At 68.7% G+C, this 26,254-nt stretch carries 28 protein-coding genes; 6 read left to right on the top strand and 22 right to left on the bottom strand.

Translation table 11 applies throughout. The features are described from left to right. Together A7W11_RS28900 and A7W11_RS23915 are read left to right on the top strand one after the other, a co-directional pair. Window positions 1-759: YhjD/YihY/BrkB family envelope integrity protein (locus A7W11_RS28900; protein ID WP_235816959.1), on the top strand; the 759-nt coding region annotated here is incomplete at its 5' end. A 51-nt stretch (window positions 760-810) separates the two neighbouring features. Next, the gene (locus A7W11_RS23915) at window positions 811-1,299 is read left to right on the top strand and encodes a CBS domain-containing protein (RefSeq protein WP_066420145.1); all 489 of its coding nucleotides are present in this window, start codon (window positions 811-813) and stop codon (window positions 1,297-1,299) included. A gap of 93 nt (window positions 1,300-1,392) precedes the next feature. Here A7W11_RS23915 and dusA read toward each other — a convergent pair whose 3' ends face one another. Then, window positions 1,393-2,421, bottom strand: coding sequence for a tRNA dihydrouridine(20/20a) synthase DusA (gene dusA, locus A7W11_RS23920; RefSeq protein WP_082887456.1), 1,029 nt, complete (start codon window positions 2,419-2,421; stop codon window positions 1,393-1,395). 241 nt (window positions 2,422-2,662) lie between these two features. Here dusA and A7W11_RS23925 point away from each other — a divergent pair, with 241 nt between their 5' ends. After that, the gene (locus A7W11_RS23925; RefSeq protein ID WP_066420149.1) at window positions 2,663-3,631 is read left to right on the top strand and encodes a homoserine kinase; all 969 of its coding nucleotides are present in this window, start codon (window positions 2,663-2,665) and stop codon (window positions 3,629-3,631) included. A 65-nt stretch (window positions 3,632-3,696) separates the two neighbouring features. After that, window positions 3,697-4,500 (top strand): BPSS1780 family membrane protein, encoded by an 804-nt coding sequence (locus tag A7W11_RS28905; RefSeq protein ID WP_066420151.1) that lies wholly within the window; start codon window positions 3,697-3,699, stop codon window positions 4,498-4,500. Between the two features lie 330 nt (window positions 4,501-4,830). On the opposite strand, the gene A7W11_RS23935 is transcribed toward A7W11_RS28905, so the two are convergent. Genes A7W11_RS23935 through A7W11_RS23975 form a run of 9 tightly spaced genes read right to left on the bottom strand, consistent with a single transcriptional unit; the run spans window position 4,831 to window position 13,549 of the window. Next, a complete protein-coding gene (locus tag A7W11_RS23935; protein WP_066420152.1) occupies window positions 4,831-5,697 on the bottom strand; it encodes a type II secretion system F family protein in 867 nt (288 codons plus the stop codon). Between the two features lie 9 nt (window positions 5,698-5,706). After that, complete coding sequence (locus A7W11_RS23940; RefSeq protein ID WP_066420155.1) at window positions 5,707-6,552, bottom strand: type II secretion system F family protein; 846 nt, start codon at window positions 6,550-6,552, stop codon at window positions 5,707-5,709. Further along, window positions 6,549-8,216 carry an ATPase, T2SS/T4P/T4SS family gene (locus tag A7W11_RS23945; protein WP_082887457.1) on the bottom strand — a complete coding sequence of 556 codons (1,668 nt, stop codon included), beginning with the start codon at window positions 8,214-8,216 and terminating at the stop codon, window positions 6,549-6,551. Before A7W11_RS23945 ends, A7W11_RS23940 begins: the two co-directional genes overlap by 4 nt. After that, the gene (locus A7W11_RS23950; RefSeq protein WP_235816960.1) at window positions 8,213-9,685 is read right to left on the bottom strand and encodes a type II and III secretion system protein family protein; all 1,473 of its coding nucleotides are present in this window, start codon (window positions 9,683-9,685) and stop codon (window positions 8,213-8,215) included. The genes A7W11_RS23945 and A7W11_RS23950 overlap by 4 nt, the downstream gene beginning before the upstream one ends. Continuing rightward, window positions 9,682-10,509 carry a Flp pilus assembly protein CpaB gene (gene cpaB, locus A7W11_RS23955; protein ID WP_066420157.1) on the bottom strand — a complete coding sequence of 276 codons (828 nt, stop codon included), beginning with the start codon at window positions 10,507-10,509 and terminating at the stop codon, window positions 9,682-9,684. Before cpaB ends, A7W11_RS23950 begins: the two co-directional genes overlap by 4 nt. After that, window positions 10,506-11,240 carry a hypothetical protein gene (locus tag A7W11_RS23960; RefSeq protein ID WP_066420158.1) on the bottom strand — a complete coding sequence of 245 codons (735 nt, stop codon included), beginning with the start codon at window positions 11,238-11,240 and terminating at the stop codon, window positions 10,506-10,508. The genes cpaB and A7W11_RS23960 overlap by 4 nt, the downstream gene beginning before the upstream one ends. A 28-nt stretch (window positions 11,241-11,268) precedes the next feature. Continuing rightward, entirely contained in the window at window positions 11,269-11,925 is a 657-nt protein-coding gene (locus A7W11_RS23965; RefSeq protein WP_066420159.1) for a hypothetical protein, read from the bottom strand. After that, a complete protein-coding gene (locus A7W11_RS23970; protein ID WP_066420160.1) occupies window positions 11,922-13,286 on the bottom strand; it encodes a hypothetical protein in 1,365 nt (454 codons plus the stop codon). Before A7W11_RS23970 ends, A7W11_RS23965 begins: the two co-directional genes overlap by 4 nt. Next, a complete protein-coding gene (locus A7W11_RS23975) occupies window positions 13,283-13,549 on the bottom strand; it encodes a hypothetical protein (RefSeq protein ID WP_066420162.1) in 267 nt (88 codons plus the stop codon). The genes A7W11_RS23970 and A7W11_RS23975 overlap by 4 nt, the downstream gene beginning before the upstream one ends. Before the next feature lie 405 nt (window positions 13,550-13,954). Between A7W11_RS23975 and A7W11_RS28190 the strand changes: the two genes are divergently transcribed. After that, on the top strand, window positions 13,955-14,146 hold the full coding sequence (locus A7W11_RS28190; protein WP_156523220.1) for a hypothetical protein: 192 nt from the start codon (window positions 13,955-13,957) through the stop codon (window positions 14,144-14,146). 44 nt (window positions 14,147-14,190) lie between these two features. Beyond that, on the top strand, window positions 14,191-16,440 hold the full coding sequence (locus A7W11_RS23980) for a phosphocholine-specific phospholipase C (protein ID WP_066420164.1): 2,250 nt from the start codon (window positions 14,191-14,193) through the stop codon (window positions 16,438-16,440). A 73-nt stretch (window positions 16,441-16,513) separates the two neighbouring features. Here A7W11_RS23980 and A7W11_RS28195 read toward each other — a convergent pair whose 3' ends face one another. From A7W11_RS28195 to A7W11_RS24035, 12 genes are all read right to left on the bottom strand, one after another. Continuing rightward, the gene (locus A7W11_RS28195; RefSeq protein WP_156523221.1) at window positions 16,514-17,407 is read right to left on the bottom strand and encodes a hypothetical protein; all 894 of its coding nucleotides are present in this window, start codon (window positions 17,405-17,407) and stop codon (window positions 16,514-16,516) included. Window positions 17,408-17,418: 11 nt separating this feature from the next. Beyond that, window positions 17,419-17,886 (bottom strand): type III secretion system chaperone, encoded by a 468-nt coding sequence (locus A7W11_RS23990; protein WP_066420169.1) that lies wholly within the window; start codon window positions 17,884-17,886, stop codon window positions 17,419-17,421. A 246-nt stretch (window positions 17,887-18,132) separates the two neighbouring features. Then, window positions 18,133-18,264, bottom strand: coding sequence for an entericidin A/B family lipoprotein (locus tag A7W11_RS23995; protein WP_066420172.1), 132 nt, complete (start codon window positions 18,262-18,264; stop codon window positions 18,133-18,135). A gap of 23 nt (window positions 18,265-18,287) precedes the next feature. Further along, the gene (locus A7W11_RS24000) at window positions 18,288-18,983 is read right to left on the bottom strand and encodes a fumarylacetoacetate hydrolase family protein (protein ID WP_066420177.1); all 696 of its coding nucleotides are present in this window, start codon (window positions 18,981-18,983) and stop codon (window positions 18,288-18,290) included. Window positions 18,984-19,155: 172 nt separating this feature from the next. Continuing rightward, entirely contained in the window at window positions 19,156-19,686 is a 531-nt protein-coding gene (gene ppa, locus A7W11_RS24005) for an inorganic diphosphatase (RefSeq protein ID WP_066420179.1), read from the bottom strand. Window positions 19,687-19,689: 3 nt separating this feature from the next. Continuing rightward, entirely contained in the window at window positions 19,690-21,330 is a 1,641-nt protein-coding gene (locus tag A7W11_RS24010; protein ID WP_066420183.1) for a heme biosynthesis HemY N-terminal domain-containing protein, read from the bottom strand. Window positions 21,331-21,333: 3 nt separating this feature from the next. Beyond that, the gene (locus A7W11_RS24015; RefSeq protein WP_066420187.1) at window positions 21,334-22,557 is read right to left on the bottom strand and encodes a uroporphyrinogen-III C-methyltransferase; all 1,224 of its coding nucleotides are present in this window, start codon (window positions 22,555-22,557) and stop codon (window positions 21,334-21,336) included. Between the two features lie 36 nt (window positions 22,558-22,593). Further along, entirely contained in the window at window positions 22,594-23,412 is an 819-nt protein-coding gene (locus tag A7W11_RS24020) for a uroporphyrinogen-III synthase (protein WP_066420189.1), read from the bottom strand. 16 nt (window positions 23,413-23,428) lie between these two features. After that, window positions 23,429-24,373 (bottom strand): hydroxymethylbilane synthase, encoded by a 945-nt coding sequence (gene hemC, locus A7W11_RS24025; protein ID WP_066420191.1) that lies wholly within the window; start codon window positions 24,371-24,373, stop codon window positions 23,429-23,431. A gap of 5 nt (window positions 24,374-24,378) precedes the next feature. Continuing rightward, complete coding sequence (locus tag A7W11_RS29020) at window positions 24,379-24,501, bottom strand: hypothetical protein (protein ID WP_268874744.1); 123 nt, start codon at window positions 24,499-24,501, stop codon at window positions 24,379-24,381. After that, window positions 24,488-25,204, bottom strand: coding sequence for a TerC family protein (locus tag A7W11_RS24030; RefSeq protein WP_066420193.1), 717 nt, complete (start codon window positions 25,202-25,204; stop codon window positions 24,488-24,490). The genes A7W11_RS29020 and A7W11_RS24030 overlap by 14 nt, the downstream gene beginning before the upstream one ends. A gap of 199 nt (window positions 25,205-25,403) precedes the next feature. Then, window positions 25,404-26,102 (bottom strand): TerC family protein, encoded by a 699-nt coding sequence (locus A7W11_RS24035; protein ID WP_066420198.1) that lies wholly within the window; start codon window positions 26,100-26,102, stop codon window positions 25,404-25,406. Window positions 26,103-26,254: the final 152 nt, after the last annotated feature.

The following is a 26,254-nucleotide window of genomic DNA, read 5'->3' on the forward strand; positions in this document are numbered from 1 at the left end:
GACATCGTCAGCCTGGCCATCTCGTTCATTCCGCTGATCCTGACGGGCGCGGCGTTCTCGGCGCTGTTCGTCATCGTGCCCAACCGGCGGGTCTACTGGCGCGATGCGCTGGTGGGCGGCTACGGCGCGGCCCTGCTGCTGGAACTGATGAAGGCCGGTTTTGCGTACTACCTGACGCGCTTTCCCACCTATACCGTCATCTACGGCACCTTCGCCACCCTGCCCATCTTCCTGCTGTGGCTGTGGCTGTCCTGGCTGTCGGTGCTGTTCGGCGCCACGGTCGCGGCCAGCCTGCCGATGCTTCGGCTGGGTCGTTGGGAGATCAACCGCTGCGCCGGCGCCGGCTTCATCGACGCCCTGAACGTGCTGAGCGAATTGCGCCGAGCCCAGGGCAGCGTGCCCCCGGGACTCAGCCCCACGACCCTGGCCAAGCGCCTGCAGTTGCACCACGACGAACTGAACGACGTGCTGGAAACCCTCAGCGACATGGGCATGGTGGCCCGTATGGCCGACCAGAACTGGATCCTGTCCTGCGACCCGCACCGCACCACGGTCGAGCCTGTCTTCGAACAATTCCTGCTGGACAGGCGCCAGCGGCGTGTGCGGCAAGACCCCCGCGTGGTCGCGGCCGCGGCCGGCGTGCTGGCCGGCGCCCCGCCGTCACTGGAAGAACTGGCCGGACAGGCGCACAATACGCCACATGACACGCCCGACCGCCGCCCGGCGGCGGTAGTTGCGTCGGAAACGGGCGAGAAGTAGGCCAGGCAGTCTGACTACAAGCCAGATAGTGCGTTCCCCGAGGAGGAAGCCATGTTGAAAGTCAGCGAAATTCTGCGCGTCAAAGGCAACGCGCTGTTCACCACCACACCCGACACGCCGGTCACGGTGGCCATCCAGACCATGAGCGAACAGGACATCGGTTCGCTGGTCATCATGGAAGCCGGCATGCTGGTGGGCATGCTCACCTTCCGCGAAATCATCCGCCACATGCACAAGAGCGGCGGCGCGCTGGCTGATTCCGCCACCATCCGCGGCATCATGGACGATGCCCCGGTCAGCGTCACCCCCAACACCAGCGCCGACGAAGTGCAGCGCCTGATGCTGGAAAAACACGCCCGCTACATCCCCGTCATGGACGGCGGCACCTTGCTGGGCGTGATCTCGTTCTACGACATGGCGCAGGCCATCGTGGCGGCCCAGCAGTTCGAGAACAACATGCTCAAGGCCTACATCCGCGACTGGCCCATGGACAGCAGCGACGCCGAAGGCGAGCCGCAAGCCGAACCCACCAAGTCCTGAGGACGGCCCGGCCTGCCTTGCGGGCCGGGCGTGAATACCGTGCCGGGCGTGACCGGCATGCTGGAACAGAGGCGCCGTGGGCGCCCCGCGGCGTTACGCCGCGGCCAGCGGAGAGTCCGCGTCCGGGCCGAAATCGTCACGCTCGTCGCGGTCCGCGCTTTGCAGCGTGCGCCACGCCTCGTAGATCAGGCCGGCATCGTTGCGGGACAACAGACGCTGGTCCGACAGCATGCGGCGCCAGCGGCGAGCCCCCGACTGGCCATTCACCAGGCCCAGCAAGGGCCGCACAATGACGCGCAGCGGCTGGCCCTGCGCCACCTGCTGCGCGGCGTAGCGGGTCATGGCATCGACCACCTGGGCGTCCGTGGGCAGGCGCGTGGACGGCCACAGGCGCAGCGATATCTCGGACAGCACGCGCGGCGTGTGCCAGGCCGCGCGGCCCAGCATCACGCCGTCGAAATCGTGGGCGGCCTGCAGGGACTGCTGCGCATCCGCCAGGCCGCCGTTGAGCACCACGACGCAATCCGGGAAATCCTGCTTCAGGCGGCGCACGACGTCGTAGCGCAGCGGCGGGATCTCGCGGTTGTCTTTTGGCGACAGGCCCTTGAGCACCGCGTTGCGCGCATGCACCACGAACACCCGGCAGCCCACGTCGTACAGCTTGCCCACGAAGTCGCGGACGAAATCGTAGGATTCGTCGTAATCCAGGCCCAACCGGTGCTTCACCGTGACTGGCACGTCGACCGCGTCCTGCATGGCCTTGATGCAATCGGCCACCAGGTCGGGCTCGGCCATCAGGCAGGCGCCGAACGCACCGCGCTGCACGCGCTCGGACGGGCAGCCGCAGTTCAGGTTGATCTCGTCGTAACCCCATTGCTGGCCGAGACGGGCGGCCTGCGCCAGCGCGTCGGGCTCGCTGCCGCCCAGTTGCAGGGCAACCGGATGCTCGGCGGCGTCGAAATCGAGGTGACGCCCCACCTTGCCGTGCAGCAGCGCGCCGGTGGTGATCATCTCGGTGTACAGGCGCGCGCGCGGCGCCAGCAGCCGGTGCAGAAAGCGGCAGTGACGGTCGGTGACGTCGATCATCGGAGCGACGCAAAGTCGCCAGTCGGAGGAATCCAAGAAAATCGCTCGGGAAAACGCAGGGAATCGTCTATTTTACGGCGGGTGGCCGGCGGGCGGGTACCCCGGCCCGCCGAAGCCGAATCGAGCCCCGTCAGGGATGGGCGGAGCCTGCCGGATTGCCCGGAACATGCCACCCGCTGCGGCGCGGCCAGGCTCGTGCCCGGCGTAGTCTAAAATTGCCGCGCGAGCCGCTCCGGGCGTGGCCCGCGCGTCCGACAACTCCGTCCGCTTTGAGCCAATGGCCGTATTCACTCCTGTATCCGACGATGATGCACGCGCGTTGCTGACGCGCTACCAATTGGGAGACCTGGTGTCGCTGCGCGGCATCACGGCCGGCATCGAGAACACCAATTTCTTCCTGCACACCACCACCGGCGAATATGTGCTGACGCTGTTCGAGGTGCTGACGCAGGAACAACTGCCCTTCTACATCGAGCTGATGCACCATCTGGCGCAGCGCGGCGTGCCCGTGCCCGAGCCCCAGACGCTGCAAGACGGCACGCGCCTGACCACGATGCACGGCAAGCCCTGCGCCATCGTCAGCCGCCTGCCGGGCGGCTACGAGCCCGCGCCCGGCCCGCTGCACTGCGCGCAGGCCGGCGCCACGCTGGCGCGCGCCCACCTGGCCGCGCGCGACTTCGGCTTGTATCAGCCCAACCTGCGCGGCCTGTCCTGGTGGCAGCAGACGGTGCCCAAAGTGCTGCCGTATCTGCAAGCCGAACAAGCCCGCCTGCTGCAAAGCGAACTGCTGGCCCAGACGGAAGCCGCCGCCACGCCGCAATGGCGGTCGCTGCCCTCGGGCCCGGCGCACTGCGACCTGTTCCGCGACAACGTGCTGTTCGCCGGCACGTTCGAATCGCCGCGCATGGGCGGCATCATCGACTTCTATTTCGCGGGCTGCGACACCTGGCTGTTCGACGTGGCCGTCAGCCTGAACGACTGGTGCATCGTGCGCGAAACGGGCGAGTTCGTGCCCGAACTGGCCCAGGCCTGGCTGTCGGCCTACGCCGAGCACCGCCCGTTCACCAACGAGGAACGCGCCGCCTGGCCGCTGATGCTGCGCGCGGCCGCGCTGCGCTTCTGGGTCTCGCGCCTGTACGACTTCTACCTGCCGCGTCCGGCGCAGACGCTCAAGCCGCACGATCCGCGCCATTTCGAACGAGTGTTGCAGGCGCGCCACCATGGCGCCCTGCCCGCCTTGTCCTGATCCCGCCCATCCGCATAATCGAACATGGTGCGCGAAACGCGCTGACCTCCAGTACATAGACCCCCATGCAAGCAGCATCGCTACCCGCAACCTCTGGCTGGCAATGGATCCGCACCGGCCTGCAGCTGTTCCTGAAACAGCCCCTGGCCATGTTCGCGTGGTCCACGGTGGTGGGCCTGTTCGTCCTGTTCGCCGTGCTCACCCTGCCCATCGGCCCGCTGCTGCTGCCGGTGCTGATGCCCATCGTGGCCATGATGAGCATCGCGGCCGCCAAGCACATCGAGGCCGGCCGCACCATGCTGCCGTCCATGTGGCCCAAGCCCCTGCAGCTTCCCGGCGTCTTCAAGAAGCTGACGCTGATGGGCGTGATGTACGCCGTGGCCGTGCTGATTGCCGAGATCGTGGCGGTGCTGCCCTTCACGCGCGACGTGGTCGCGGGCATGGAACTGGCCACTGCCAGCAAAGACCTGGCGCCCATGATGGCGGCCATGCAGCAGCCGCTGATCCTGTTCGTCATCCTCTATATCCCCATCGCCGCCCTGTTCTGGCATGCACCGGTGCTGGTGGGCTGGCATGGCCTGCGCATGACGCAGGCCATGTTCTTCTCGGGCGTGGCCTGCTGGCGCAACAAGTGGGCCTTCCTGGTGTACGGCGTGGCCTGGGCGATGATCTTCATGTTCATCGACCTGGCCACCGGCCTGATGATCGCCGCCGGCCTGCCGGTCACGCTGGTCAGCACCCTGCAGATGCCCGTCAACATCTCGGCGTGCGCGGTGCTGTACGCCAGCTTCTATCCAGCCTATGCCTCGGTGTTCAATATCGAGGACGCCAGCGCGAACCTCGACCACCGCGACGGCGCGCACGCATAAGGCGGCGCGCCACGGTTTCAGCGTGACCGCCTTCAACACCTTGCCATCGCGGCCGATGAAGGCGACGTCGATGGCATAGGCCATCCCCATCGTATGCACGGCCCGGCACGGCCGCAGCCAGACACCGCTGCGCGGGCCGGGCGGCCGCCTGCGCGGCAACAGGCCGAACAGGCGGCCGATGGGCCGGGTAAGGGACAACAGGCGCAGGCGGTCTCTTGGCAGCGCCCGGCCGGATGCAGGCGGCGCAATCCCGCCATCCTGCGGTTGGCAATCGTGCCGCAGGAAATTTTGTTGCGGGCTACGCTGCAGCGGGCAAGTCTGCATGGCGGCCTATCCCAGCGCCGGCAGCAACTGCATCAGGATCGGGAATCCCAGCACGATGAAGGTGCACGGGAAGATGCAGCCGATCAAGGGCAACAGCATCTTCACCGGCGCCTCCATCGCCAGGCGCTCCGCGCGCTGGAAGCGGTCGGAGCGGCATTGAGCCGCCTGTCCGCGCATCAGCGGTCCCAGGCTCATCCCCAGCGAATCCGCCTGCGCCAGCGCCGCCACCCAGGCCTGCAAGGCCGTGCTGCCGCTGCGGACCGCCATGGCCTTCAATGCCGCGGTCCGGCCCATTCCCGCTCGCATGTCGGCCAGCGCCCCCTCCAGCATGTCGCGCAGCGGTCCGCCGGGCGCACATTGCGCGGATTGCTGCAAGGCCCCATGCAATCCCAGGCCGGCCTCGACGCACAGCGTCATCAGGTCGAGCACGAAAGGCATGTCGCGATCGATGCGCAATCGGCGTCGCGTGGCCAGACGCCTCAGCCACAGCCGCGGCCAGAGGCCCGCCAAGATGGCCGAGGCGACGGCGGGCATGAGCGGATTCGCCGCCATGCGCAAGGCCAGTGCCGCGGCAATGGTCCCCGCGGCCAGCGATGCCAGCCAGGCCAGCGCGGCCAGGTCGGTCTCGGCAATCTGGCGAGGCAGGCCCGCCCGCCCCATCAGCCGGTTCCACCGCGACCGCGCGCCCCAGGACAACAGGGGGCCGGCCGATCGCGCCAGCCAGGACGTCCAGGGCCAGGCGCTTCGCCACCACCAGGGCAGGACGGGATCGGTGCGCGGCGCGCGTTCGCCGCGCCACAGCGGCACGCACAGCGCGTAGGCCGCCAAGCCCGCGCACAGGGCCGCCAGGCCCATCGCCAATGCGATCAACATGCCGACTCCTCAGATATCGATGTCCACGATGCGGCGGATCAGCAGCACGCCCGCCACTTCCAACACCACGACCACCGCCACCACGGCCCAGCCCAGCGGGGTATGCCACAACAGGGCCATGGTGTCGGGCTCCAACTGATCCAACGCCACGGCCAGCAGAATGGGCAACGCGCCCACGATCCAGGCCTGCATGCGGCCCTGCGCGGTCAGCGCGCGGATTTTGCCCTGCAGTTGCAGGCGTGCACGCAGCGTCTCGGCGATACGCTCCAGCGCCTCGGCCAGGTTGCCGCCGGTCTGCGAAGCCACGCGCAACGCGGCCACGACCAGCACGGTGGACTCGGACGGCACCCGTGCCTGCAGGTTCGTCAGCGCCTCGGCGAACGGCACGCCCAGCCGCTGCTCGCGCAGCATCAGGCCGAACTCCTGCGACAGCGGCGCCTCGCTCTGCTCCACGATGTGTTTCAACGCCACGGCCAGGCTGGCGCCCGCGGACAGGCCACCCGCCAGCGACATCAACGCAGCCGGCAACTGCTTCTCGAAATGCAGTTGCCGATTGCGCCGTACCCCTTCGACCAGCCTCCTCGGCACGCGCACGGCCAGCACGGCGGCGATGCCCGCCGCCAGCAGGCTTTGCGTCGCGCCCCACGTCAACAGGCCCAGCAGCAGGCCGCACACCACCGCGGCGAACCAGAGCTGCGCGGGATCGATGAACAGGAATATCTCGCCCAGCTTCAGCCCGGCCTCGTGGGTGTACATCTGGCGATAGCGCTGCAGCGCCGGCCCCACCCAGGCCTGGGCGCGCCACACCAGCGCCCCCACCGCCAACCCGGTCATGGCGAAGGCCAGCCAGATCATGGCGCGCTGTCCTGCAGGGCGGCCATGTACTGCGCGGACGACACGCCCCCGGCCATCGCCGCCTCATCGTCCTGGCGCCCATCCATGAACGTCGGCCGCAATCCCGTGTCCACGAAGCCGCGCGCCGGATCGTAGCGGAACAATTCCTGCAATTGGATGCGGCCGCTTTCCATGCCGGTGATCTCGACGATGGCGGTCACCATGCGCCGGCCGTCGGACAGCCGCGCCTGCTGCACCAGGATGTCGACGCTGGAAGCGATGTGCTCTCGCACGACGGCCAGCGGCAAGTCCAGGCCGGCCATCAGCGTCATGGCTTCGAGCCGGCCCAGCGCATCGCGCGGCGAGTTCGCGTGCAGGGTGGTCAGCGAGCCTTCGTGCCCCGTGTTCATCGCGGTCAGCATGTCGAAGGCCTCGGCGCCGCGGCACTCGCCCACCACGATACGGTCGGGCCGCATGCGCAGGGCATTGCGCACCAGGTCCCGGATGTCGACCCGCCCCCGGCCCTCCAGGTTGGGCGGGCGGGCCTCCAGCGACACCAGATGGGCGTGATGCAGGCGCAGCTCGGCGGCATCCTCGATGGTGACGATGCGCTCGCCTTCGGGAATGGCGTTGGACAGGATGTTCAGCAGCGTGGTCTTGCCCGATCCCGTGCCACCCGACACGACGATGCTCTTGCGGCGACGTACGCACAGGGTCAGCAGGCCCGCCATGGCCATGTCCAGCGAGCCGTAGCGCACGAGATCCGGCATGTGCGGACGCTTTACCGGAAACTTGCGGATGGTGAGGCTGGGCCCGCGGATGGCGATGGGCGGAATCACCGCGTTGACGCGCGACCCGTCCGGCAACCGCGCGTCCACCATCGGCGAGCTTTCGTCGATACGCCGGCCCAGCGGCGCAACGATGCGTTCGATCACCCAGCGCACCGACTGTTCGCTGCTGAACACGGCATCGTGCCGCGACAGTTTTCCGCCGCGCTCGACGTAGACCTCGTCGTGGCGGTTGACCATGATCTCGGTGATTCCCGCATCGGCCAGCAGCGATTCCAGCGGTCCCAGGCCCACGGCTTCGTCCAGTACGGCGCGGCACAGTCTCGCCTGGTCGACGTGCGGCGGCAGATCGGTGTCCTGCCCCACCAGATCGTCCAGCAGTTTCTCGGCCTCCGCCCGCAGGGCCTGGTCGCTCATTCCCGCGACGTCGCGCCGCCGCAAGTCCAGCGCCTGCAGCAACGCCGCATGCAGGCGCCGGTGGTACGGCAACAGCCCCATGGCATCCTGCACGGGATCATGGTGGGCGGGAGGCTCGGCGGGGACGGCATCGGCTGCCCGCGACTCGGGCGGAGGGTCTATCGAGACCGCCATTTGCTGCGGCGGCAAGGCATGGCGCACGCGGATCCGGCATGGCCCGATCACGATCCGGTCTTCGGGCAGCACGGGCGCATGAGTGGCGATCCGTAATCCGTTGACCAGCGTGCCAGCCAACGTGCCCAGGTCTTCCAGCACGATGCTGTCGCCGCGCAGCACCAGCCGGGCATGCTCCTTGCCCACGCGCCAGTTGGCGATGCGCACGTCGCATTGCACGCCCCGGCCGATGGTAAGCGGTGGCGCGCCGACGTGCAGGCGTTGCGCGCCGTCTTCGAAAGTCAGTTCGAGTTCGAGCATGATCAATAGGCTCCGGAAGAAGGAAAAGCGCCAGGCGTCTGCCATTGCGAACCCGCGCCGTTCGGGCCGACCCAACCGCGTCCCGGCGTGGCAGGTGGCAAAGGCCCCATTTGCGGCGGCTCGGGAAAGGCTTGCTGCAACGCCCGCTGCGCCCGGCGCGCGGTCTGGTCGAACCCCGCGTAGTCGTGCGACACGATGCTGGGCGTGACGAAGATGGCCAGCTCGGTGTCTCGCACCTGGGTGCGCCGGGTCGAGAACAGGTTGCCCAGCAAGGGGATGTCGGACAGCAGGGGCAGGCCCGTGCGCTCGACGGAACGCTCTCTGGACAGGAAACCGCCCAGGACCAGCGTCTGGCCCGAACGCACGTTGAACTCGGTCATGGCGCGGCGGGTACGCAGCGCGGGGCCGGATGGCAGGCTCATCGAGGCATCGATGGAACTGGCCTCGACTTCGATGCGCGACCGTATCGTGCCGTTGCGATCGATGCGCGGCGTGATCTGCAGCGACACGCCATAAGGCTTGAACTGGGTATTGCTGCCGCCATTGCTGTCAGTCGTGGCGTAGGGCACTTCGCCGCCCGCCAGGAACGAGGCCGTGCTGCCGCTGCGGGCCAGCAACTGCGGTTGCGCCAGCAGCACGGCCTCGCCCCGCTGCGCCAGCGCGGAGAGGCTGGCGGCCAGCAAGGCATTGACGCCGAAATAGCCCGCTGCCCGCCCGGTGGGCAGCGGCATGGCCAGCGGCGGCTGGCCGGGGCGTTCGGTCAAGGATCCGGCCGCCGATCCGCCATCCCAGGCCAGCCCTGCCTGCAATCCACCCTGGCTGCTCGAATCCCAGCGCACGCCGAACTCCAGCAGGCGCGAACGCGGCAGTTCGACCACCTGCACGTCCAGCAGCACCATGCGATCCCATCCGACCTGCCCGGTGAAGTCCAGCACGCCGGGATAGCGTTCGGCCAGCGCGGCGATACGCGCGCGGTCATCGTCGGACAGGTCGTTGCCTTCGATGACGATGTTGCCGCCGATCTGCGTGCTGCGCGCCGCCGGAATGCCTTCCAGCAGCTTGTCCACCTCGATACGCATGCGGCGCAGGCCGGCCGCGTAGACGCGCACGGTGTACGCCACGGGCGCCGCTGGGCCGGTCCAGATGTGCACGGTGGACGTGCCCTCTTGCCGCGCGAACAGCACGACCTCGCGTGCATCGACCGCCATGGCGCTGATCACCTGGCCATTGCCCACCGCGACGCGATGCGCGCCAGGCGCCGCCAGCACGCGGCTTTCGCCAACCTCCAGTTCGATGTCCGTCGGGACGGACTCGGCCTGCGCCGCGGCCAATGTGGCGGCGGCATCCGCGGGACGCGGCGGCGCATGCCGCTGGGGCCGCGCGGGCATGGGCGCCGCCAACAGGACGGCCAGCGCGGCGGCCAGCGCGGCGGCTCGCGCGGCGCGCCAGCGGTATCGGCCAGGCGCGCTTGTCATGGCGCCTCTCCCGGCACGTCCGCCCCTGCGGGCAGGGAAACGGATGCCCCCTCCAGGCGGTCGCCATAGATGATGCGGATCTCCCGCGAACGCGCAGGAGCGGGCTGGCGCAGTCCCAGCATGCCCGGCAGATCCTGCGCGCGCCCTTGCTCCATGCCACCCGAGTCCTGGACAGGCCGCAGCATCGCCGTCAGCACGCCATCCTGGCGCGCCGCCACCACTTTCATGGCATCGCTGACCGACGCCTCCAGCGTGATGCTGGGCGGCGCGCCGTCGGTTCCCGCGTCCACTGCCAGCACCTTGCCGGCCTGCAGCAACGGCATCGTCAATTGCCGCCCGCCATGCGAGAACGACACGTACAGATCGATGCGGTCGTCGGGCCGCACGGGTTGCGGCAGATCGCGTATCTCGCTCAGCGGCAGGCTGAGCGCGCGCCGGCCCGCGCCCAGTTGACGAGCCACGGGTTCGGGCGGCGCCTGCAGCCTGACCTGATGCCGCAGCACCGGTTCTCCCGCCTTCAGCGGCAGCACCAGCATGCCGCCATCCACCTGTTCGAGCGCATCGGGCGGCACGGAGTCGGAGGGCGCCCACGCCGCGGGAACGTCCCGCACCGCGAGCTGGCCAACGCTCAGCGATGCACCCGCCGGCAGATCGGCGGCCGCCACCACACGCGACACCATCGGCACGCGCCCCTGCGCTTCCAGTTCGAGCGTGCGCTGCTGGATATGCTCTCGCACGGCCCAGGCGGCGATCAGGCCAGCCACGCCCGCGAACAGATAACCGCCGAACGCGCGCGCCAGTTGCATCCATCGCGCCAGACTCATGGCTGACGCTCCGACGGCACAGGCGCGGCCAGCGCCCCTTCATAGTCCTGCACGCCGATGACGATGGCGCTGCCCGAGGGGGCCGCCACGACATCGATGGCCAATGCCGAGGCCCCTTGCACCCATTGCTGCGTGCCCGCCGCGTCGTCCGGCGCGGGCAGCCAGCCCAAGCGCAGCAGGTTACGGCGCAACGCGCCGCGTACCGACGCGGGCGCGTCGGGATGATGCCAGACCTGCTGCACGTGGCGGCCCTGCGCCTCGCGCGTGGCAAAGTCGAAAGCCAGCCGCGCGCCCGCCGGCAGCCATTGCGGCGCCTGGACCGCTTGCGGGGCCGAGTCAGGCCAGCACACACGGGACAAGGTGCCCGCGCTGCGCGCGCGGTCCAGGCCGGTCACGGTGGCGGTTCGCAGGCATTCGCCCTGCCGCTCGGACAGGATTGCCATGCCTTGCTGCACCGTCAAGTCGCGCAACTCGGGATGATGCTTCTGGAAATGCGACAGCATGCCGGACACGCTCAAGGGGGCTTCGTAGTAAGCAATGTCGGCCGGCGCGCCATACAGCGACGCCTGCTGCGCGATGGAGGTACGGACCGCCCCACGCGGCAGCGACCAGGCGGGCGTCATCGCGTGCGTCTGCGCGTGGGCCGCGCCGAACGCCGGCACGGCCCCCCACAGCAAAGCCAGGCCGGCCAGCGCGCATCGCCAACGCCCGAGGCGAACAAGGGCATCCATGATGGGCTCCTTTTAGTGTGAACAGGCCCTAGGGTTTGCGCGGCACGAGGCGGCCCGCCGGCACGAGGTCTTGCCAAGCAGACACCCAGTCGTCGCCAGGCTTGCGGCCGCCCCACGCGGCGTCCACCTCGCCGGCCCGATTGCGCAGCGTGCGGGACAGGCCGCGCGAAGCATCGGCAACACCCGACCAGCCTGCTCGGCTCTCGGCCAGGCGTTGCTGGGCGTGGGCATCGGAGGTGGCATGCCCTGCCTGCGCCGCCAACGCGGTATGGCGCAGCAGGACAAGCGGCCGGGCGTCGCGCCCCACGCTGTCCCAGCCGCCATTCGGCGCAACCTGCCGCCGCGCCTGTGCGGCCAGCAGGCTGTCATCCACTCGCAGCCACTGCGCCGCCAATTGCCCGCGTACCGCGTCCGATGGCAATCCCCGTGCCGTATCGCCAATGGGCCGATACAGCCGGATTGCCGTCGCGTCGTCGTCCGGCACGGCCTGCCGCGCGCGTGCCGCCGAGAAAGCCGCCAGGCGGCTGGCCTGCGAGACCTCGAGCCCGTTGAACTGCACGCGCGCCGTCCAGGCGACCGCATGCACGCATCCCGCCAGCGCGGCCGCCGCCAGCAGGGCCTCGGCCATGCCCTGACCATGCTGACGGCGCGCGTGAAACCCCATGCCGATGCCTGCGCCCATCATGGCAACCGCCTCGCTGCCAAGGACTCGGCCTTGGTCACCGCGACGCGGCGCGCCTGCCAGTACGGCCGGAACAAAGTGGCCAGTTCGTCCTTGCCATCGTCACGCGGCTGCGGCCGCGCGAAGAAGGTCTCGGCCGCGGACGTCACCGTCAACGAGCCGCCTTGCAAGGCCCGCCAGTCGAAGCATCCCGCCACCCCGACCGAGCTGCTGCCTGCGGTGGTGGGCACGGACGCGCCGTCCTGGCGCACGGCCACGGCGAAGCGCAGCGGCGTCCCGGCGCGCGACTCGGGCACCTCGTGATAGCCCGCCATCCCGCGGCCGGACAATGACACGCGCGCCTGCTCGCCATAGGCGGAGGCCAGCGGATTGGTGACGCCCATGATGATGTCCCACGAGGTGTTCTGATCGACCCAGCGCCAGAAGTCTTCCTGCGAGAAATCCTCGGGCGCCCGTTGGATCGGCTTGCCGTCGTCACGGCCGGCAAGCCCCCATCCCATGGCGTATTCGCGGTAGTGGCAACCGATCCAGTGGTTTTCGCGCAATGCGTGATAAGAGAGCGTGTCGTTGGCCGACCAGCGGCCCCGCGCATCCATCTGCGTCGCGCCACGCCGGCGCAGCTCATGCCGCCGTTCGGGACAACTGCGGGACACCATCCAGGCATTGCGCCGCGTGATGTCGCGCGGCCGCAGGAACTCGTAGCGCGCCGCCGCCGTGCGCACCATGCGCGCCATGTCCGACGCATCGCCGCCGCGCTGCGCGCGCACGAAACCGGGCAGGCCGTCATCGAGCACACGCCATTGCGGCGCGTCCGACGCTCCGTCCCACTCGGGATAGTTGGCCCGCAGCACCGCGCGCAGCATGGCATGGCGCTGTGCGGGCAACTGGCTGACCTGGCGGTTGGCCACCTGGGCCAGCGTGCCGTGCACCAGCGCATCGTGCTCGGCATGGCGCCGCGCGAATTGCGCCGCCATGCCGGACGTTGCCTGCGCCGCCAGGTAGCCCTGCAGCGCCTTCGCGCCGAACATCGAACCGATGAGATACGCCGGCGGATTGCCTGCCGCGCGGCGCTGCGCCTGCGTGCCCGAGAACCGCGCCCACGACGCCAGCGTGGCCAGGTGAGCCATCGCCACCTGATGCGCGATCTGCGCACGATTGACGTAGGCCAGCATGTTCAACGTGCGGGCCTGCGCCAGGGCCGCGCTGTAGGCCGCGGCATCCGCGGCGTGCGTCAGTCGCGTGCGCGCCGCGGCCGTCTGACCGACGTTGTACAGGCTGACCCACGCCACCGCGCACAGGCCCAGCAGGGCCACCGCGGGCACCAGGGCCTGTCCCGATGCGCGGACCCGAGGCACGCACGTCATTTGGCGGCCTGCGCGTTGCCGGTGAAGGACTGCAGCGACTTCGACTTGGTCTGGTCGCCCGCCGAGCTTGCCGCCGTGCGGGCCTCGCGCGATTGCGTGGAGCCGTCCTGCCCCGCGAGTTCGCGCGCCATGGCCGCGGTCTGCGAGCGCACGACCTGCCCGAACAGCTGATACACCGCGATGGCCGCCACCGCGATAAGCGCGACCACGATGATGTACTCGGTCATTCCCTGGCCGCGCTGACGTTGCTTGAGAACCTGCATATACCCCCCAAGGGCGGTGTTGAACATGGGAGGCAGTATGGGTTGCGGCAAGCGGCCGGACTATTCGCAGATGCCGAGGCGGACAGACCCGCTCACACTGTCTTGACACATCTCGCAAAGCTCTTCCAGCAAGACTGCGCGCCGAAAATATGACGTGACGCTTCGACCTGAAACAGCCTTGCAGCCGTCACCGGACTGACACATGCCTTGTCGCAGAATGCCCGTGCCGTCCGCCCCAGCACGCACCACGCGCTGACTACCGACGGCTTCAACCAAGCATCGCGGCGAACCGTGCGCAGGGCATCAGACCCCTCGACAAGCACCCGCCGTTTCCCGTGCCGACCGCCATGGCGCATACGCCAGGCATGCGCTCGGCCCGACCACGCTGAAACCGTTCCGATACCCATGACCATCCCACCCGTTTTGCAGAAGAAGATAGGCCGGCCCCTGCTGGCCAGCGGCGCGCTGTGCCTGGCGCTGCTGCTGTCCGCCTGTGGCAACGATGACGACAACGACACGTCCCCGCCGCCGGGCGACGGTGGCGGCGGCACGCCCCCCGCCACCTGCACCAGCGCGCATTGCGCCCCTGCCCCCTGAGGCGCCTCGCGCCCCTCCGACCTCTTCGAGCGACAAAACACCGTATGAGCATCAACTCTTCCAAACGGAAATTCCTGCGCACCACGCTGGGCGGCGCCGCCTCGGCCACTGCGCTATCCATGTTCCCGCCCGCGATCCGGCGCGCGCTGGCCATCGAGGCCAACAATGTCACGGGCACCATCGACGACGTCGAGCACGTCGTGCTGCTGATGCTGGAGAACCGTTCGTTCGACAGCTACTTCGGCACGTTCAAGGGCGCGCGCGGCTACGGCGACCGCTTCGCCGTGCCCATGCCCAATGGCAGGAACGCCTTCTACCAGACCGATGAAGACGGCAACACGCTGATCCCCTACCACCTGGACGAAACGAAGGGCAATGCCCAGCGCGCCGGCAGCACGCCGCACACCTGGCCCGATGCGCAGGCCGCCTGGGACCACGGCCGCATGAACGCCTGGCCGGTGGCGAAGAGACCGCTGTCGATGGGCTACTACGAAGCCAACGAGGTCGAGTTCCAGCACGCGCTGTCCGATGCCTTCACGCTGTGCGATGCCTATCACTGCTCGATGCACACGGGCACCATCCCGAACCGCCTGTACTACTGGAGCGGCACCTGTGGCCCCGGCGGCGTCAACCCGGCCGACGGCAGCGACGTCACCGTGGCCGCGCTGGTCAACGAGTTCAACGGCGGCAACGACGTGGGCCCGTCCACCGAAGGCTGGACCTGGACCACTTATGCCGACCGCCTGCAGGAAGCCGGCGTCAGCTGGAAGGTCTACCAGAGCCTGTCGGACAACTTCGGCTGCAACGAGATGATGAGCTTCCGCCACTGGCGCGCCGAGATCGAAGGCATGCCCGTGGAACGCCGTCCCGTGTATGCCCCGGTGAACCTGGCCACACCCCTGCCGCCGTTCTACGACGCCGCCACCGACGACCCGCTGAGCCCGCTGGCCAAGGGCTTCGGCAACACCATGCCCGATGGCTTCCTGCAATCGCTGCGCGACGACGTGGCGGCCGGCAAGCTGCCCTCGGTGTCGTGGATCATTCCGCCGTCGGTCTACAGCGAGCATCCCGGCCCCTCCAGCCCCGCGCAGGGCGGCTGGTACGTGCAGCAGGTGCTGGACGTGCTGACGGCCAATCCGGAGGTCTGGAGCAAGACGGTGCTGCTGATCAACTACGACGAGAACGACGGCTTCTTCGACCACCTGGCGCCGCCATCGGCGCCGTCGCGCGACGAGAGCGGCGTACTGCACGGCGCCAGCACGCTGTCGGACGCGGACATGGCGTTCGAGTACTTCAACTACACGCCCGCCACCGACAACCAGCCCGACCAGGACGGCAAGCCCTTCGGCCCCGGCCCGCGCGTGCCGCTGTGGGTCGTGTCGCCCTGGAGCCGCGGCGGCTGGATCAACTCGCAGGTGTTCGATCACACCTCGACGCTGCTGTTCCTGGAGAAACGCTTCGGCGTGAAGGAACCGCAGATCAGCCAGTACCGCCGCGCGGTGTGCGGCGACCTGACCTCGGCGTTCAACTTCGAGAACCCCAATGGCGAAAGCCTGCCCACACTGGCCGGCCGCGCCGACAAGACCACGGTGGACAATCTGGCCTTGTCGCAGACGGCGTCGGCGGCCATTCCCGTGCCCGCGGCCACCACGGATTCGGCGCTGCCGCCGCAGGACACGGGCACGCGTCCCGCGCGCGCCCTGCCCTACGAGCTGCACACCACGCTGCGCGCGGGCCGCGACCAGGTCACGCTGGTGTTCGCCAACGACAGCCGCGGCGAGGCCGGCGCAGTCTTCCATGTCTACGACAAGCTGCACCTGGACCGCATCCCGCGCCGCTATGCCGTGGAATCGGGCAAGCAGCTGAGCGGCGCATGGAACCTGGCCGACGACGCCGGCAAGTACCACCTGTGGGTGCTGGGCCCCAACGGCTATCACCGCGAGTTCATCGGCGACGTGAACGAGCAGATCGCCGCCGGCAGCCCCGAGATCCAGGTCTGCTACGCGCTGTGCGAACCGCCCGAAGTCCAGGTGAAGATGCACAACCCGGGCGACAAGCGCGTGACCTTCACGGCCACGGCCAACGCCTATCGCACGGACGGTCCCTGGGTCGCGGCGGTCGAGCCGGGCGAGATCCTGGACCTGCGCTGGCAGGTCGGCGACACCGGCCAGTGGTACGACTTCTCCGTGACCTGCGACGCGGCGCCGTCGATGCAGCGGCGCTTCGCGGGCCATCTGGAAAATGGCCAGCATTCGGTGACCGATCCGGCGATGGGTCTGGCGGCAAGCGAGTAAACGCGACGGAAGGCGGGATGTCCAGGCATCCCGCCCTGCGCCCTGGGTGGCGCCGCCGTCCGCGTGAACGGCGTCAGAGGCGGGTGGGATCGCCCGGGTTCACCACGAAGTGGGTACCCTGCTTTTCCGTCGCATGGATCAGCCCTTGCGGCCCGACCTGGGCATCTCCCGACGATTTGTGCAGCAGGAAGTCGGCCATGTGCGGCAGAAAGTCGCGCGCGCTGCAGCCATGCGCCTCGAGCTGGAAGAACGTGTGCCCGCCTTCGGACTCGGGCATGCGGCCGACCAGAAGATGGCCCAGCCCACGCGGCAGATCGATACCCAATTGCGGCGTTTCGCTCAGCGGCGAAAATTTGTCCTTCACTTTGTCGGCCACGACCGACATCATGTCCGTGCCCGAGTGGCGAGCCTCTTGATAATGCGAGGACTGCCGCGGCTGCCACTGCAGGTTCTCGTCGCTGGCCCACCGGGCGAACTGCAGCCCTTCGTCGGCCACGACCACGTGCGCGCCCGAGAACACGGCGGACACGAATTCATCCTGCGTCATGCCGTTTTGCGGCACGACGAACTGGCTGTAATTGGCCAGCGTGGCGACCAGGGCCTGGCTGTGCTCGTCCACCCCCGGGCCCGCCCCGTTGATGATCTGGCTCACCGTCTGCGGAATCGTCGGGCTGGCCGTGACGGTGGCAATATCCGTTGCCGTATTGCCCACGGCGAGGTCGTACATCTTGGTCATCGACGCCCCCACGTCCAGCAGCGACACGCCCACCTGTGCGGTCTTGTGCAACGCCGAGCCTTCCTGGCCCGTCATGTTCGCCACGCCATCGACCACCACGTCCATGCCTTTTGCCGTTACGGTCAGCGTGGCCCCCGTCAGCCATGCGGCCGTGGACGCCACCGAATTCAGCGCGGAACCCGTTGTCGTCAAGAGCGGCCCTACGACAGGAATGTTTCCAACGTATGCCATGTCCGTCTCCCTCAGGCCATGTTGAACACAGGAGCCGGTATCGGCGCCGCGGCGGGCGAGGCGGACTCGCCGGTGAGCTGGCCCGCGTCGTAGGCGACCCGCCAGGCCTGGTAATGGCCGGCGAAGGTCTCCAGCAAGGCCAGGATCTGGTCGAACGACAGTCCTTCCAGCGGCAGCACCTTGGCCAGCACCACTTTGCCCGCCTGCGCGCTGGCGGCGAAATAGGCACCATCGGTGACCACGCCGTAGGCATGCGCCTGCATGAGACGGTCGAACAGCGCCAGGCGCTGCGCGTCGGGCGGGTAGCGGCAGATCAGCCCCGACACGGCGCACACCTGCCCATCGTGCAGACTTTCCAGGGTGATCTCGATACCGCTGGCCGGCAGGGTCAGGGTAAGCAACTGGGCGCTCTGGCCGGCGGTCTGGGCGGCGCCGGACAAACGTGCATTCAGCTCGTCGATGAAGCGGGAGAAGTTCATAGCGGGCTCCTTGGAGACGGGGAAAGGCCCCGGCCCTGGAGTCGTGCGTCCGCGGGCCGGGCCTACGCAGCGCAGCCGGGCATTCGTGGAAGGTTTCCTTGCGGCTGCGCTACTGAGTAACGCCCTGGGCACGGTAGTTCCCTTGCGGCGGTCCGCCTCGCGCCTGAATGCGTACGCGTCCTGCGGAAAACAGGAACGCCGCCCCGAGGGACGGCGTTCGCTTGCACGGCCATGGGACGGGCGAGGCTACCGGTCCGCCGCGTTGCTGATCGCGTTGCCTGCCCGCGAAATATCCTTGCCCACGCCCGACACGGTATTGCAACCCTGCAGCACCAGGCCCAGTACGATGAGCGTCGCCAGCATGAATTTACTGCGCATGATGAAGATCCCTGCCTCGTTGCTCAGGCCACGCGCACGCGCAGTTCGCCCAGGCCATCGACGCCACCGACCATGACGTCGCCCTGCACCACCGCGCCCACGCCTTCGGGCGTGCCGGTGAAGATGACGTCGCCCGGCTGCAGCTCGAACAGGCCCGACAGGTAGGCGATGCTTTCGGCGATGTTCCAGATCATCTGCGAGATGTCGCTGACCTGCTTGCGCTGGCCGTTGACGTCCAGCCAGATGGCTCCTTTGTCCAAGGTGCCGGTCTTGCTGCGCGGATGCACGGGACCGATGGGCGCGGCGAAGTCGAAGGCCTTGCCCACTTCCCACGGACGGCCCTGCTTCTTGGCTTCGCCCTGCAGGTCGCGGCGGGTCATGTCCAGGCCCAGCGCGTAGCCCCACACGCATTCGGCGGCGGCTTCGACGGACAGGTTCTTGCCGCCCTTGTCCAGCACCACCACCAGCTCCATTTCGTAGTGCAGGTTCGAGGTCTTGGGCGGATAGGGCATGGCGCCCGTTTCGCCGTCGGCCACGCTGACCAGGCTGTCGGGGTGCTTGCAGAAGAAGAACGGATCTTCACGGCCGGTAAAGCCCATTTCCTTGGCGTGCTCGGCGTAGTTGCGGCCCACGCAGTAAACGCGGCGCACCGGAAAACGGGCGCTGCTGCCGACGACGGGCAGCGAGACGGGCGGGATCGGGGAAATGACGAAATCCATCTGCAAGACCTCTGTATGCGTGGGGCCGCGGACGCGACCGGAGTAAAAGCAACGCGACTTTATACGCTAGTTGACACGTCAAGCAAAGCGCCGGGCATGCCGCACAGCACAACGGGCGGCCCCGGAAGGCCGCCCGCTGTCATGAGGCTGAACAAGTCAGCCCGAAAGGCGATCAGCCCTTGGTGTAGCGTTCGGCGCTGCGCGTGATTTCTTCGTGCGCGGCGTCCACGCCCTTCCAGCCCTTGACCTTCACCCACTTGCCCTTTTCGAGGTCTTTGTAGTGCTCGAAGAAGTGCTGGATTCGGCTGATGTCTTCGGCCGGCAGGTCTTCATAGGACTTGATGTTGCGGTAAGGCGGGTACAGCTTCTCGACCGGCACGGCCAGCAGCTTGGCGTCGCCGCCCGACTCGTCGTCCATCTCCAGCACGCCGATGGCGCGGCAGCGCACCACGGCACCGATCTGGATGGGGAACGGCGTGACGACCAATACGTCGGCGGGGTCGCCGTCTTCCGACAGCGTCTGCGGGATGTAGCCGTAGTTGCACGGATAGTGCATGGCGGTCAGCATGAAGCGATCGACGAAGATCGCGCCCGTGTCCTTGTCGACCTCGTACTTGACGGGATCGGCGTTCATGGGGATTTCGATGATGACGTTGAAGTCTTCCGGCAGCTTCTTGCCGGGACCGACGCGATCAAGGCTCATGGTTCAACCTTTGTTGTCTGAAGGGGAATCGGGGGATTGCGCGGGCGCGGCCGGCTTGGGCGCCGCCTGCGCGGGCACGGGCTGCGCCTTGGCCGGCGCCGTGGCGGCGGCTGGCGGCTGCTCGGGCTCGGCGGCGGGCGTGTAGCGCGATACCGGCGCCTCGAAAGCGGACGGCGGAATGGGCGCGCTGTCGAAGTAGTCTTCGATGTCGATGGCCGAACGCTGCGGCACGGGCGCCGGCATGTCGACGGCCTCGGGACGCTCGTTCAGTTCGCGCGCATCCGGATCGAGCACGTAGTCGGCAACCGGCGCGCGCTCGGGCACGGGCTCGGCGGCGACCGGCGTGGCGTAGCTGGCGGGTAGCAGCGCGTCGTACTCGCCTTCGCTGTCCAGGTGATGCGGATCCGCGCCCATGTCGGCGGCGGGCAGCGCGCCGTCGGTGGCCAGCACCGGCAGGGCCTGGCGCGCGGCCGTGGCCAGGCGCCAGTGGCGCGCGGCGTCGGCCGGACGGTCCAGGCGGTCGTACAGGCTGCCCAGCAGGGCATGGCATTGCGCATCGTTGCGGCGCGCCAGGCTGCGCTGCAGATAGCGTTCGGCCTGGCCCCACAGCTGGCCGTTCAGGCAAAGCACGCCCAGCGCGGTCAGCAGCTCGGTATCGGCGGGACGCTGCGCCAGCCACGTCTCGGCCTTGGCCAGGCGGCGTGGCACCTGCGAGGCATCGCAACGCGCATAGGCCGACACCAGCACCGGATTGAAGCGGTCGCCGATGGCGGCCTCGAGGATGCGGGCGGACTCGGCGCCCTCGCCGTCCGCCTCGAAGGCGGCGGCGCCCGCCAGCGCGATGTTGGGCAGCAGGCGCTCTTCGGCCTTGAGGTCTTTCCAGATGATGCGCCAGCCGTCGCCGGCCATGCCGGCGCGCAGGCGCGCAGCCCCGGCGAGGTCGATCAGTTGCGCGCCCTCGGCCTTGTCCAGCGCGTTACGGCGCAGCAGCCCGCGAGCCAGCGTGAAGACGCGCTCATGGTGCTCCAGGGCCGTCTCGGCGCGCAGCAGCAGGCGCGAGGTATGCAGGTGCCGAGCGCCGCCATCCTGCAGCGGCGCCAGCGTTTCCAGGGCCTGCTGAGCCTTGCCCTGGTCGAGCAGCATGTCTGCCGCCACCGTGGCGGTGGCTTCCTGCAGGCCGGCGTCCTCGCCCGCCTGGTCGCGGGCGGCCTCGATCATGCGGTCGCGGCGGTCGAACTCGCCCAGGCCATGCGCCGAACGGGCCGCGGCCAGCGCCGCCAGCACGCGGCGGCTGCGCACCTTGCTTTGTTCGAACAGGCGCGTGAGGTCTTTCTCCGCATGCGCGAAGCGGCCTTCGAGCATGCCGATCCAGCCCCGCTCGAGCAGTTCGTGATCGCGCGCCTGCGCACGGCGGCCGCGCCAGGCGCGCACGCGGTCGGGAATGGCCAGCAGCCACGACAGCAGGCGCAGCACCACGTACAGCGCCACGAATGCCGCCAGCAGCAGCAGCACCGCCAGCGTGAGGGAGATTTCGATACGCCACGGCCAGATCAGCAGCAGCACATTGCCGGAATGCTGGCGCAGCATGACCGCCAGCGCCACGGCCACCACGGCCAGCAATAAAGTCCAGAGCCAGGTACGCATGCGTCAGTCCTGCCCGTCTGCCTGGTTGCCGGCGGCTCGCAGCGCCGCGAGGGTGCTCAGGCTGTCGGACACATCCGGCACCTTCACGGCGATTTCGACCTGCGACAGGTCGCGCGCCAGGGCGCGGGCGGCGGCGGTATCGGGCGAGCGCGTATCGAAGTAGCGCGCCAGCGTGTCCTGCACATTGTCCAGTTCCGTCTTCCAGATGGGCTGCTGGCGCATCAGCATGGCCAGTTGCACCGTCATCAGGCGCTGGCGCAGCGTGGAGCGCACCGTGGCGGCCTGCTCGGGCGACAGCAGCAACGCGGCGGGCTCGTCCACCCGCTGCACGCGGATCAGGTCGCCCAGTTCATGGGCCACGGCCTGGCCGGCGCGCGACGGCCACGATTCGACCTCGACGCGCCAACGCTGCCACCAGGGGGCATCGGCCGGCAACTCGGCTATGGGGGCCGCGGCCTGCGCAGGGGCCGCATCGGTCTTGTAGTCGTCGGGTTGCGGGTTGGGCGCGGCGTCGTCGGGCACCAGCATCGGGGCGCGCGACACCATGGCGATCAGGCGTTCGATGCGGGCCGATTGCGCGGGGATATCGACCGTGGTGACGGCGCGCAGGCGGTCGAGGTCGCCGTTGATGCTTTGCTGCAGGCCCGCCAGGCGCGGACGGTCGGCCTGCGCCAGGCGCGATTGCGCGGTCTCCAGCGCCACGATGGCGTTGTTGACGTTGCCCGCCAGGCGCAGCTGCTGGCTGGCCAGCGTGACCATGCGCTCGACGTCGTTGACGAGGATCTCGTCGCTGGCGCCGCTGCTGAAGGTCTGCCAGGCCTGCTGCAGCGCGCTGTTCTGCGTCTGCACGTCGCGGATGCGGCCTTCCAGGTCGGCGACCTGGTTGGTCTGCGCCTGCGCCAGGGCCAGGGCCTGACGGCCATCCTGGCGCGCCAGCGTCAGTTCGCGATTCATCTGGTCCAGCCGCGCGGCGACTTCCTGGCCGGCCTGCATGGCCTGGCGCCGCTGCGTCCATAGCGCCCCGCCCAGGCCGATGGCCAGCAGGATGACAATGACGAACGCGGTGATCAGCGTGCTGCTGACCGAACGCGGGCGCGGCGGCTTGGCCTGCCTGGCAGGCGCCTCGGGCCGCGACGGCGGCACGCTCGACGAGGAAGCTGCGGGCGTGGCGCCGCCGGAAGCGTCCGACGATGTGGTCGGACGGATATCGGAGGTGTTGTCTGTCATGACGCGATTGTATTCGTTGGAGGCTTGGACGACGACTCAAGCGGCAACAAAGGCCTCGAAGATCGCCTCATCGGCAGGCATACAGATTTGTACCACCATGTCGGTCGCGGCGTCATCGACAGCGGGTGCCGCGGCGTTACCAAACGGCACAGCCGTTGCCGCGCGCACCGCATCGGCCAGGCGCGCGTGCGTGACGATGAAGCGGCAGCCGCGCCACCAGGCGTCCAGCCCCGCGGCGCGGACCGCGGCGGCCGTGGCCGCGATGCCCTCGCCGCTGGTCAACAACCAGGTGGCGGCGATGCCGCGCGCGGCCATCTGCCGCAACGCCCGCACGGCGTCGTCGGGCCAGGCGGCGGGCAGGCGCCGGTAGACGGCATGGCGCGTGACTTCGACCCCGCCCTCGGCCAGCCGGTCGGCCAGCCAGTCGCGCCCCTGCGTGCCGCGCACCAGCAGCGCGCGGCGCGGCAAGGGCCGGGAAGACAGCAGGTTCCACAGCGCCTCGGAGTCGTGCGCGTCGGCATCGGCGGGGGGATGCAGCACGGCGCTATCGGCCCCCAGCAGCCCGGAGGCTTGGAGGACCTGCGCGCTGGCCGCCCCCACCGTGGCGGGCGTACAGCCGGCGGGCCACCCCTGCGGCAGATGCGGCGCCAGGCGGTCGAGATACAGCCGCACGGCATTGCCGCTGACGAACACCGCCAGGTCGTAGTCATGCGGCATGGGCAACGGGCCATCGGCCGGCAAGGGCTCGATGGCCAGCGCGGGCAGGCAGAGCGCCTGCCAGCCCGCGGCGGACAGGCGTTGCGCCAGAGCCTCGTTGCGGCCGGCGGGCCGGGTCAGGATGGCGATCGGCGACATGGCGCGGCCACTGCGCTCAGGACGAGGAATCGTCCTGCAGCAGGACGGCGAGGATGTCCTGCGCCCCATCGGCCAGCAGCCGGCGCGCCACGTCGGCGCCGATGTCGGCCGCGTGTGTGGCATCGCCCTGCCCGTCGGCCCGCACGATGCGGGTGCCGTCGGGCGAGGCCACCAGGGCCTGCAGCGACAACTGGCCGTTCTGCACGCAGGCGTAAGCGGCCAGCGGCACCTGGCACGAACCGCCCAGGGCGCGCGAGACGGCGCGCTCGGCGGCCGCGCAGGCGGCGGTGTCGGGATGGGCCAGCGGCGCCAGCCAGGCGCGCAGATCGGGGCGATCGTCACGGATCTCGATACCCAGCGCGCCCTGTCCCGCCGCCGGCAGGCTGTCGGCGGGATCGATCAACGCGCGGATGCGGCCGCCCAGTTCCAGGCGCTGCAGCCCGGCCGCGGCCAGGATGATGGCCGCGTACTCGCCACGGTCCAGCTTGCCCAGGCGCGTGTCGAGATTGCCGCGCAGCGGCTGCACGCGCAGACGCGGATGGCGGGCGCGCAACTGCGATTCCCGGCGCAGGCTGGACGTGCCCACGACGGCGCCGTCCGGCAGCTCGGCCAGAGAGGCGTAGTCGTTGGAGACGAAAGCATCCCGCGGATCGGCGCGTTCGAGCACGGTACAGAGCTCGAACGGCGGCTGCAGGTCGACCGGCACGTCTTTCAGCGAGTGCACGGCGAAATCGGCCCGGCCGTCCAACAGCGCGGTCTCGAGCTCTTTGACGAACAAGCCCTTGCCGCCGACCTTGGACAGCGTGCGATCCAGGATCTGGTCGCCACGGGTGGTGAGGGTAAGCAGCTCGACCGTGCAGGCGGGATAAAGCGCCTGCAGGCGGCTGCGTACGTATTCGGCCTGCCACAGCGCCAGCCTGCTGGCGCGCGTGGCAATGACCAGGCGTTGCGGTTCCGACACGATGGTCAGACGAATCGGGACAGGATCACCGTGGCCACCACGCCGATGACGGCGAGGATGAACAGGCCTTGCAGCAGGCTCAGGCCCGACTCGGATTGCTGGGAATTGGCCGTCTTATGCAGCGCCATGCGAGGATTCCTTGGAAGCGGTTTTGCGGCTGGCCAGCCACCGTCCCAGGATTACGACAAGCAGCGCGCCAGCAATTTCGACGCCGATTTTAACCGCGGTGGGCTGAACGCCGAATTGTTCCACGACAAAGATGTCGGTGACGAGCATGCCGCCCGCGATCCAGCCCAGCAGCGCGGCGCCGAACGTGACCACCAGCGGGAAGCGGTCGATCAGCTTCAGGACCAGCGTGCTGCCCCAGATGATGATGGGCACGCTGATGACCAGGCCGAAGATCACCAGGCCGAGCTGATGGTCGGCGTGGGCGTTCTGGGCGGCGCCGGCGATGGCGATGACGTTGTCCAGGCTCATGACGAAGTCGGCCACGATGATGGTCTTGACCGCGGCCCAGATGGAGGCCCCGCCCGTCACTTCGTGACCTTCATCCTCGGGAATCAGCAGCTTGACGCCGATCCAGACCAGCAGCAGCGCCCCCACGACCTTCAGGAAGGGAATGGTGAGCAGGGTGAGCGCGAATGCGATCAGGATGACGCGCAGGATGATGGCGCCCGCGGTGCCCCAAAGAATGCCTTGCAGGCGTTGTTTGGGCGCCAGGTTGCGGCAGGCCATGGCGATGACCACGGCGTTGTCGCCACCCAACAGGATGTCGATCATGATGATCTGGAATACGGCTGCCCAGCTGAGGGTCTGGAAAAACTCGAGCACTGTGAAATCCCCCGAAATCGTCGTCTACTGACACTGTTGAAACGAGACCACCGGGCCGCCTCCCAGGCGGTCGGCCCGTCGGGATGGGCTTGCTGTCTGGGTGCGGCCTGACGGCCAGAAAAAACAAAACCGGCCCCCCCTTCGGACCCGCATATTTCGGGGACCAGGAGGGGGGAAGCCGGCTATTGTAGTTCAGCCGTCAGTCAGCTTTTTGACGGGCGAGGAAAATTTTTCCAAGCGCCAGCACCAGCAGGGCGCCGGCCACGCCGACCATCATGCCGAAGGCATGATGCGTCACGCCCAGGGCCGTGTCGATACGCTCGACAGGACCTTGCAGGGCCGGGTCGCCCACCAGCAGTTCGCCGGCGATGAAACCCAGCAGCGCCGCGCCGATCCACACGATGAGCGGGAAGCGCTCGATGACTTTCAGCAGCAGTGTGCTGCCGAAGATCACCAGCGGGATGCTGATGGCCAGGCCCACGACCAGCAGCGTGGTGTCGCCCATCGCCGCGGCGGCCACGGCCACCACGTTGTCCAGGCTCATGACCAGGTCGGCGATCATGATGGTGCGGATGGCCGTCATCAGCGTGCTGTGTTTCTTCTCGCCGCCGTCGTCATCGCCTTCGGGCAGCAGCAGCGTCACGCCGATGTACACCAGCAGGGCGGCGCCGATCAGCTTGAGGTACGGCAGCATCAGCAGCTTGGCCGCCACCAGCGTCAGGACGATACGCATCACGATGGCCGCGGCCGACCCGATGACGATGGCCTTCTTCTGTTGCTCGGGCGGCAGCGAGCGCGCGGCCAGCGCAATCACCACGGCGTTGTCGCCGGACAGCAGGATGTTGACCCAAATGATCTGGAGCAATGCGATCCAGAATGCTGCAGAACTCAGTTCCATGCCTCTCTTTTCCTATGTGTATAGGATCCCCGTGTCGCGTATATAAGCGCATGCGGCCCGCGACGACCGACGTGCGCAGACCCGCGAGCCGGGACCGTCTTGAGGCATGCGCGAGCGACGGTTCTGTAAACGGAAAACGCGAGGTCAGCCCG

The organism is Bordetella ansorpii, assembly GCF_900078315.1.
Classification (GTDB): Bacteria; Pseudomonadota; Gammaproteobacteria; order Burkholderiales; family Burkholderiaceae_B; genus Bordetella; species Bordetella ansorpii.

Excerpts from the sequence above, each read along its gene's own strand:
- A7W11_RS23915 (WP_066420145.1), top strand. The coding sequence starts at position 811 with ATGTTGAAAGTCAGCGAAATTCTGCGCGTCAAAGGCAACGCGCTGTTC.
- A7W11_RS23925 (WP_066420149.1), top strand. The coding sequence starts at position 2,663 with ATGGCCGTATTCACTCCTGTATCCGACGATGATGCACGCGCGTTGCTG.
- A7W11_RS28905 (WP_066420151.1), top strand. The coding sequence starts at position 3,697 with ATGCAAGCAGCATCGCTACCCGCAACCTCTGGCTGGCAATGGATCCGC.
- A7W11_RS23935 (WP_066420152.1), bottom strand. The coding sequence starts at position 5,697 with ATGTTGATCGCATTGGCGATGGGCCTGGCGGCCCTGTGCGCGGGCTTG.
- A7W11_RS23940 (WP_066420155.1), bottom strand. The coding sequence starts at position 6,552 with ATGATCTGGCTGGCCTTCGCCATGACCGGGTTGGCGGTGGGGGCGCTG.
- A7W11_RS23950 (WP_235816960.1), bottom strand. The coding sequence starts at position 9,685 with ATGACAAGCGCGCCTGGCCGATACCGCTGGCGCGCCGCGCGAGCCGCC.
- cpaB (WP_066420157.1), bottom strand. The coding sequence starts at position 10,509 with ATGAGTCTGGCGCGATGGATGCAACTGGCGCGCGCGTTCGGCGGTTAT.
- A7W11_RS23960 (WP_066420158.1), bottom strand. The coding sequence starts at position 11,240 with ATGGATGCCCTTGTTCGCCTCGGGCGTTGGCGATGCGCGCTGGCCGGC.
- A7W11_RS23965 (WP_066420159.1), bottom strand. The coding sequence starts at position 11,925 with ATGATGGGCGCAGGCATCGGCATGGGGTTTCACGCGCGCCGTCAGCAT.
- A7W11_RS23970 (WP_066420160.1), bottom strand. The coding sequence starts at position 13,286 with ATGACGTGCGTGCCTCGGGTCCGCGCATCGGGACAGGCCCTGGTGCCC.
- A7W11_RS23975 (WP_066420162.1), bottom strand. The coding sequence starts at position 13,549 with ATGCAGGTTCTCAAGCAACGTCAGCGCGGCCAGGGAATGACCGAGTAC.
- A7W11_RS28190 (WP_156523220.1), top strand. The coding sequence starts at position 13,955 with ATGACCATCCCACCCGTTTTGCAGAAGAAGATAGGCCGGCCCCTGCTG.
- A7W11_RS23980 (WP_066420164.1), top strand. The coding sequence starts at position 14,191 with ATGAGCATCAACTCTTCCAAACGGAAATTCCTGCGCACCACGCTGGGC.
- A7W11_RS28195 (WP_156523221.1), bottom strand. The coding sequence starts at position 17,407 with ATGGCATACGTTGGAAACATTCCTGTCGTAGGGCCGCTCTTGACGACA.
- A7W11_RS23990 (WP_066420169.1), bottom strand. The coding sequence starts at position 17,886 with ATGAACTTCTCCCGCTTCATCGACGAGCTGAATGCACGTTTGTCCGGC.
- A7W11_RS23995 (WP_066420172.1), bottom strand. The coding sequence starts at position 18,264 with ATGCGCAGTAAATTCATGCTGGCGACGCTCATCGTACTGGGCCTGGTG.
- A7W11_RS24000 (WP_066420177.1), bottom strand. The coding sequence starts at position 18,983 with ATGGATTTCGTCATTTCCCCGATCCCGCCCGTCTCGCTGCCCGTCGTC.
- ppa (WP_066420179.1), bottom strand. The coding sequence starts at position 19,686 with ATGAGCCTTGATCGCGTCGGTCCCGGCAAGAAGCTGCCGGAAGACTTC.
- A7W11_RS24010 (WP_066420183.1), bottom strand. The coding sequence starts at position 21,330 with ATGCGTACCTGGCTCTGGACTTTATTGCTGGCCGTGGTGGCCGTGGCG.
- A7W11_RS24015 (WP_066420187.1), bottom strand. The coding sequence starts at position 22,557 with ATGACAGACAACACCTCCGATATCCGTCCGACCACATCGTCGGACGCT.
- A7W11_RS24020 (WP_066420189.1), bottom strand. The coding sequence starts at position 23,412 with ATGTCGCCGATCGCCATCCTGACCCGGCCCGCCGGCCGCAACGAGGCT.
- A7W11_RS29020 (WP_268874744.1), bottom strand. The coding sequence starts at position 24,501 with ATGGCGCTGCATAAGACGGCCAATTCCCAGCAATCCGAGTCGGGCCTG.
- A7W11_RS24035 (WP_066420198.1), bottom strand. The coding sequence starts at position 26,102 with ATGGAACTGAGTTCTGCAGCATTCTGGATCGCATTGCTCCAGATCATT.